At 68.0% G+C, this 6,169-nt stretch carries 7 protein-coding genes and 2 pseudogenes; 6 read left to right on the top strand and 3 right to left on the bottom strand.

The annotated features are described in order from the left end of the window. Positions 1 to 176 precede the first annotated feature (176 nt). Both AWZ10_RS33220 and AWZ10_RS33225 read left to right on the top strand, forming a co-directional pair. Positions 177 to 587: a hypothetical protein gene (locus tag AWZ10_RS33220; RefSeq protein ID WP_060892854.1), complete on the top strand. Its 411-nt coding sequence runs from the start codon at positions 177 to 179 to the stop codon at positions 585 to 587. Between the two features lie 92 nt (positions 588 to 679). Continuing rightward, positions 680 to 1,024 carry a hypothetical protein gene (locus tag AWZ10_RS33225; RefSeq protein ID WP_244172622.1) on the top strand — a complete coding sequence of 115 codons (345 nt, stop codon included), beginning with the start codon at positions 680 to 682 and terminating at the stop codon, positions 1,022 to 1,024. 129 nt (positions 1,025 to 1,153) lie between these two features. Here AWZ10_RS33225 and AWZ10_RS33230 read toward each other — a convergent pair whose 3' ends face one another. Further along, positions 1,154 to 1,450, bottom strand: a complete 297-nt coding sequence (locus tag AWZ10_RS33230) for a hypothetical protein (protein ID WP_060892855.1) — start codon at positions 1,448 to 1,450, stop codon at positions 1,154 to 1,156. A gap of 147 nt (positions 1,451 to 1,597) precedes the next feature. Here AWZ10_RS33230 and AWZ10_RS33235 point away from each other — a divergent pair, with 147 nt between their 5' ends. From AWZ10_RS33235 to AWZ10_RS33240, 3 genes and pseudogenes are all read left to right on the top strand, one after another. Further along, entirely contained in the window at positions 1,598 to 2,050 is a 453-nt protein-coding gene (locus AWZ10_RS33235; RefSeq protein WP_060892856.1) for a hypothetical protein, read from the top strand. Between the two features lie 414 nt (positions 2,051 to 2,464). Continuing rightward, positions 2,465 to 2,877, top strand: a pseudogene (locus AWZ10_RS48560) (transposase family protein); the annotation flags it as partial. A gap of 70 nt (positions 2,878 to 2,947) precedes the next feature. Then, positions 2,948 to 3,511, top strand: a complete 564-nt coding sequence (locus AWZ10_RS33240; RefSeq protein ID WP_234360845.1) for a VanZ family protein — start codon at positions 2,948 to 2,950, stop codon at positions 3,509 to 3,511. Positions 3,512 to 3,850: 339 nt separating this feature from the next. Here the strand turns inward: AWZ10_RS33240 and AWZ10_RS33245 are convergent, their stop codons facing one another. Both AWZ10_RS33245 and AWZ10_RS33255 read right to left on the bottom strand, forming a co-directional pair. Continuing rightward, a complete protein-coding gene (locus AWZ10_RS33245; RefSeq protein ID WP_060892858.1) occupies positions 3,851 to 4,087 on the bottom strand; it encodes a hypothetical protein in 237 nt (78 codons plus the stop codon). Positions 4,088 to 5,253: 1,166 nt separating this feature from the next. Continuing rightward, positions 5,254 to 5,550 carry a hypothetical protein gene (locus AWZ10_RS33255; RefSeq protein WP_060892860.1) on the bottom strand — a complete coding sequence of 99 codons (297 nt, stop codon included), beginning with the start codon at positions 5,548 to 5,550 and terminating at the stop codon, positions 5,254 to 5,256. A gap of 220 nt (positions 5,551 to 5,770) precedes the next feature. On the opposite strand from AWZ10_RS33255, the pseudogene AWZ10_RS54240 reads away from it, so the two are divergent. After that, positions 5,771 to 6,169: pseudogene (locus AWZ10_RS54240) on the top strand (hypothetical protein); the annotation flags it as partial.

Consider the following 6,169-nt stretch of genomic DNA (forward strand, 5'->3'; position numbering starts at 1 on the left):
GACGCCGGCCCCAGCCCCGGCTGCGGTCCGTGCCGCGCAGGCCGCGACCGGCACCGCCGACCGTCTCACCCCGAACGCCCCTGCGGCAGTGGCGGCCGCGTCTGCCTGCCTCTCGCCCTGACCGCTGTGGGCGGCCTGGGCCATGCCAGATGGGCCGTCATGGACCGCTCCGGACGGTGGTCTCCGGCGCCACCGAGACCACGTCGGCCAAGGGCTTCAACGGCAACTGGCTGCGCGGCCCCGAAGACGTCAACTCCATGCTCGGCCACTTCAAGGGCCAGCGGCGCAACAGTGACCCATACACGCAGTTCCGCTGCAAGAACACCTCCAGCGGATCTCCCACAGCCGCGGTCACCAAGTTCAGGGGGCTGATGAACTCCGACTACAACTGGCTGACCAGCAACTGCCTCACCCGGTCCGTGGCCACCTTTAGGGCGTACTCCAGTGCGATGAACGGCCTGAAGAGTGGCGTCTCGGTCGCGCCGAACACGTACTACACGGTCTACCTCAGCTACGCGGGCTGGGAGTCGAGCATCCCCCTGCGCCAGACCCCACAGCCGTGGCGGTCTCTGGTGGCCGCCGGCTGAGCAATCACCAGAAGTCACCGCCTGGCCGCGCTACTCACCCCTGGGTGACGAGGCCAGAATGAAGCCTTATGAACGACGGATCGAGCTGGCCCGTGGACAAACTGATCGCACTCCGCCTCGGTAGAAGGCTCGTTGCGGAAATCCCAGCGTCGAGGCCGGGCCGCCGGGCATTTGTAGACGTCCGCCCCAAAAGGAGCGATCCCGACGTCCAAGCACAGAGCGACGGATGGGTTCGTAGCGACGCTGAACGCAGCTTCCGCCTTGAGCACTGGGAGTACGACCGCGATGGCATCGACGGCTTCCACCACGACATCGGAGCAGTCCTCATCGGGTCCGCTGACGCCACGGACGAGTCCGAACTGATCACGGTGCTCGACGCATGGGGCGCCCGGCCTGGCCTCTTCGTCTACCCCTGGGAGAGCGAGGACCCCAAGTAATACGACGAAGAAGCCGTCAGCTCGTGCAGACGATCAGCTGGCGTTGCCCAACCGAGCGTCTTGCGAGGGCGGCTGTTCAACGCGGCCGCTACCGCATCAAGGTGCTCGGGCCCGTGGTCGGGGCGACGGTCACGGCGTGTCGCCGGAGTAGTAGAAGCGGCACATCACACCCGGGCCGGGCTTGCGCGGTTCGCCCGGGTGCGGGTCGTACAGGGCGCGGCCGCCGGGCCAGCGCGACAGCTCGGTGGGCAGGGAGGCACCGTCGTCGACTTCCTCCGGCCGCCATCCCGTGATGTCCAGCAGCAGCCCGTCCAACGGACCGCCTATCAGCGCGGCGTACGTCTGGTGCGGCAACGGGCCAGGATCGGGGTCGTCGTGGTCGTGGCCGTACACGCGGCCGCGCAGCAACTGCTCGTCTCCGTTCATCCGACCAGCCTTCCAGCCGCCACCGACAACGGGGGCGGGGGCGGGTGCGGCGGGCCCGGCCTGGGTGGTGTGACTGGTCGAGATAGATGCCATCTGGTGGCGATACCTGTCACCGGCGCCAGTACGGCGGGCTGCCATCATGCTGAGATGGCCCACGACATAGTGTTCTTTCTCGCTCCCGACGACGAGACTGCCGCTGCGACGCGCCTGCCGGGACCTGGTCAGGCCCTTGAGTCTGTGACCTGCCGTTTCATTGAGCCGGACAGTGCCATAGCCGAGTGGGACATGTACTTCGAGGAGCCCTCGGCCGAGGTCCCGCCGCTTGAGCAGCTCCTTGGGTGGTCGTGGCCGGAGTGGGTCACTGCCCCCTTGAACGATGGCGTTGAGGTGTTCGCTCTGCCACGGCGGTTGACCTGGGCGTTGGCCGCCGCCGGCTCCACGGAGCTGGAGGAGCTCGCAGGTCGCTGGACCACGAGGCTCAGATCTGCCGACGGGGACGACATGACTGACGATGATCTACTGGCGGTCCTGCGGGGAGTTGCCCGGCTCGCGGCGGCGGCCGTGAGCACGGGTGGTGGCCTCTACAGCTGGAGCTTCTGACCGTCCGGTGGTACCTCTTCGAGCAGGGGAATCGCCCTCTGCTTGGGTGACAACCGGGCTGATGAGTCGGAGCAGTTGCCAGCAAGGACGACCATCTGGTGACAAGTAGCGTGACCACCAAGCTACTGAAACCCAGGTCGGCCGCTGAACCGGTGACCTCTGTCTCGACCAGTCACAGGTGGACCGGGCCCGCGGTACTCACCGTGCCTTCGGCAGTGTGTCCAGGGCGCGGCGGTCCTCACGGTGGCCGACGACCCGCCCCACCGGCTGGTCGGGCCCTTGCTGGGTCAGCTGGTGCAGGGTCGTGGTCGCCACGGTGAGCCGGTAGTTCACGCCCCGGACGGGGCGGGCGCGCTCTGGAAGGCGGCCTCCCTCATGGCCGGGGCCGCGCGGCGCGGGGCCGAGGCGAAGACATGCGACCGAGTCGGCGACGGACGGGCCGACTACTCCCACAAGCACCGCCGACGTGGGGTCCGATCCAGGCGACTGGCTGCTGTGGCTCTCCCCCGTACTGCCGGGCCGAGCTCACGACCTGACCGCCCGCACCACCGGATCATCCGCATCTGCGAGCGCCAGGGCGCCCCCATCCTGGCCGATCTCGCCCATCAAGGCGGCCCCTGGGTGACCATGGGCGTCAACGCAGAGCCCTTCCGGAACTCACCCTCACCGAGACGACCCTCAGCCGAGCCCTGGCCGCGGCACGGGCACCGGTCGAACGCGGCGTCGCCCGCCTGAAGTCGTGGCGCATCTTCCGAAGATCCTGCTGCAGCCCAAACCGCATGACGTCGATCGCCAAAGCCATCCTCACCCTGGAACAGCAACGCTGAAGAAGCCCAGTGTGTGTCGTCTCTCTTTGGGGGTAACGGAACGTGCAACCACACCTGACTGGGGGCCGTGATGGCGCGCACAGTTCTGTACAAGAAGGCCGTGAAGAAGGCAGGGAGACGGGCGGGTCCTGGTAAGCCCGTTCGTTCGTGGTGGGTCCGTGGAGTGGCCATGCTGGTGGCCTTCGCGGCGGCGGTGGCTTTCGCGGTGGTGCTGGCCCGCCTGACGTTGGAACCGTCGGCTGCCTCCGTGCCGTTGACGCACAGCAACCTGCGCCCCGGGGACTCCATCCGCAACTATCTCGCCCAGCCCGCCTTCCGTGACACGGTCAAGCAGCTCGGCGGCAACATCGTGCTGGGCATCCCGTTCGGCGTGCTGCTGCCGGTGCTGGTTCCCCGAGCCCGCGGACTGCTGCGCGTGGCGGCGCTCACGGCGCTGGTCATGCTGCTCGTCGAACTCGTGCAAGGCGCCCTGATCACCGGGCGGGCCTTCGACATCGATGACGTCCTGCTCAACACGTCCGGCGCCTTGCTGGGCTACCTGCTCATCGGTCGTCGGCTGGGCCGCGCCGTGCACCCCAGGCGCCGCCACTGGTGGCACCGCCTCACCAAGCGACCGGCCACCACCGCCGACTGAGGTCCCGCCAGCCAGCGGAGCGAGGCACATGCTGTCACAACGCATCCGGCCGCAGGCCTCCCGAAGAGCGCGCCAACTCCGGCCGACCCCGCTTCGTGCGGCCAACATCGCGGGACTCACCAAAACCTCGCTCCAGGACCAGTTCACCCACAGTCGCGCCCCACCTCACCTGCCGTGACGCCTGCACCGCCGCCGACGCACTCTGGGCCGACGCCTCCACCTGGCCAGACTTCGCCCCCTCGGCCAACCCGGCGAGGCGAAGTGATCAGGTCCAGCATGCGCCGATGACAGCCCCTGGTCTGGAGTCTGCGTCGCGGCAGGAGAGTTCCGCGGGCAGCGTCAGGCCGGCGCCGGTGCAGTAGTGCGGGCTGCTTCCTGGACATCGAGCAGGGGCAGCGCCAGAGCCTCGGCGAGCTCCGCCAGTTCCTGTGGGGTGGGCCGCACGGGACCGTGGGCGCCGTCCTCGGCGAAGACGCGGATCCGCGGGGTGCGAATGCCCGTACGGTCGGCGAGGTCCTGTGCGTTCAGGTGCCTGCGCCGCATGGTCTGTTGCAACAGCTGTGAGAGTTCGGCCATTTCTTTCCCCTTCCCTGAACTGTCCGAGCCATGGCTGCGCTCACCTGTATGGGTGAGTGTGAGGCATGGCCGAGCGACCATTGATCCGTGCGGAGTGCGGGCATCCCGGGACGGCACCGCTCTTCTCCCTAGCCGACTTCGTCGGCAACCAGAACGGAGCGCACTGGAACTGGCGGAGGACTTCCGCGACTCTTCCCAATGATCGCCGAACTCGACGACCGCGCACGATCCTGCGGGCGGGTGCTCGGTGCCCAGGAAGCGTCCATCGTCGCTGCCTGAAAGCAGAAAGCGGGGCAAGCGGCCGCCCGGACAGGGTGGCTGCACAATGACACAGATCATCTGAACAGTGACACAGATGAGTGTCCCCACCTGGGGAAACAGGGGGTTGATGACACAGATGACACAGATGCCACAGATGCCACAGATGCCACAGGACGGCCCAACTTTCAGGCCGGGACGCGGGGCACGACCTGGCCGTCGGCGACCTGGAGGTGGGCGGTCAGGTTTTACCCGAGAAGTTGGCCGACGTTGATGTTCATGCCCTTGAGCGTGGCAAACACGGGCACTGCCCCGAGCTTGACCGGCCCAGTGAGTTGGTACAGCGCGCCGCCGGTGGGCGAGCCGTCAGGGCTCATGCGCTGCGCGGGGGGCGGGAACTGCGAGACGCCGCCGACCGCGCCACCGAGAATCGGGACCGGCTCCGCGCTCGGGGCGAGGGCCGAGGCGCTGTGTGCCGATCCCCCCAGGGCACCGAGGGTGAGGATCGTGGCAGCTGCGATCCGCTACATTTTGTTCATCTTGATCCTTTACTTGGAGTCCACCGAGAGCACCCGACACCTGAGCCAGGCGGGTTCGGCGTTTCGCGTGCTCACCACATGAACGCCCAGGGGGGACCCCGGTAACGGTCGCCGGAAGCGGCAATGCCCGTGGTCACGACTACGTTCTGCACTGCTCACGAGTGTGCGCGAGGCATGATCAAAAGTGTCTCGCTCCGCCCTGGAATCCCGCCCGGGAGAGGCTCACGGGACCCAGGAAGCGGACATAAGGGAACATATTCAAGGCGGTGTGACACTCTTCCAGAGGAGCGTGACAGGCAGTGTCACGCTCACGCTCTGTCAGCGTGACACCCTGCCGGATGAGACGGTCCCTCGATCAGCAGAGCTGCTTCATATGCCCCGGACCGAGATCATCTGGTCCACGGCTTTCTGAACCTTCGGCAGGAACGCCGCGATGGTCTCGCTGTTGGGTTCCTCGCCGAGCTGGTCCAGAGCGGTCGCGTGGGTGAGGACGATGTCGGGCTGGTGGACCAGGCCTGCGGCCCACACGTCCAACTCCGCTTCGGTGCCCCCCTCGCCAGGACCGTAGTTGATGTACAGAACGGGGAACTCAGCAGAAGAGTCCAAAAGGATACGGATGTCTGCGACGGTAACCTGCGGCGCTGGCCTGTCGACGGTCGGTTCCATGGTGTGACGCTCCTCCGGCTGATAGTTGAGTCAGCTTATGTCCACTGCGGCGGTCAAGCCGATGGGATCGGGGAGGCCTGTGACATTGCGAGGGTGAGATCAGCTCTGCCCGGGCCGGGCGCGGGCGAGGAACGCGGCGAGGTCGCCGGTGGCCTCGGGGTCGGCGGTGGAGAGCCGTGCCGCGAACGCCAGCTGGTCGACCACCGGCGCCCGGCGCGACGTGCGCGAGTTCGGTCAGCAGTGCGGCGTGGGCAAGCAGATGCGTCGGCAGCAGATCGGCGGCGGCCGCGCGGACGGCCGGATCGGCGTAGTGCCCGAGGTGCGCGGCCAGGCCGTGGGCGAACCAGGCGTCGACGTCCTTCTGCACGTACGAGCCGGCCCGCCGGGTGAGTTCGTCCCGGGCGGCTTCGTCGCCCTCGCGGGGCTCGGTCTGCTCCAGCGTGCCGAGCTCGCGCAGCGCCTGGAGCTCATCGGCGCGAGCCGCGACCCGGGCGGCTTCGCGCAGCTCGGCTTCCCGGGCGGCGGTCTTCGGCGCGCAGGTGCAGGAGCGGCGTCGCTGTCCGAGCCACCAGGTTCCGGCGGCGAGCACGGCCAGGACGACGGCGAGGGCGGGCAGCCA

Origin of the sequence: Streptomyces europaeiscabiei (genome assembly GCF_001550375.1) — a bacterium.
Lineage (GTDB): Bacteria > Actinomycetota > Actinomycetes > Streptomycetales > Streptomycetaceae > Streptomyces > Streptomyces europaeiscabiei.

Coding starts and splice junctions, on each gene's coding strand:
- AWZ10_RS33230 (WP_060892855.1), bottom strand. CDS start 1,450: ATGAACGGAGACGAGCAGTTGCTGCGCGGCCGCGTGTACGGCCACGAC.
- AWZ10_RS33235 (WP_060892856.1), top strand. CDS start 1,598: ATGGCCCACGACATAGTGTTCTTTCTCGCTCCCGACGACGAGACTGCC.
- AWZ10_RS33240 (WP_234360845.1), top strand. CDS start 2,948: ATGGCGCGCACAGTTCTGTACAAGAAGGCCGTGAAGAAGGCAGGGAGA.
- AWZ10_RS33245 (WP_060892858.1), bottom strand. CDS start 4,087: ATGGCCGAACTCTCACAGCTGTTGCAACAGACCATGCGGCGCAGGCAC.
- AWZ10_RS33255 (WP_060892860.1), bottom strand. CDS start 5,550: ATGGAACCGACCGTCGACAGGCCAGCGCCGCAGGTTACCGTCGCAGAC.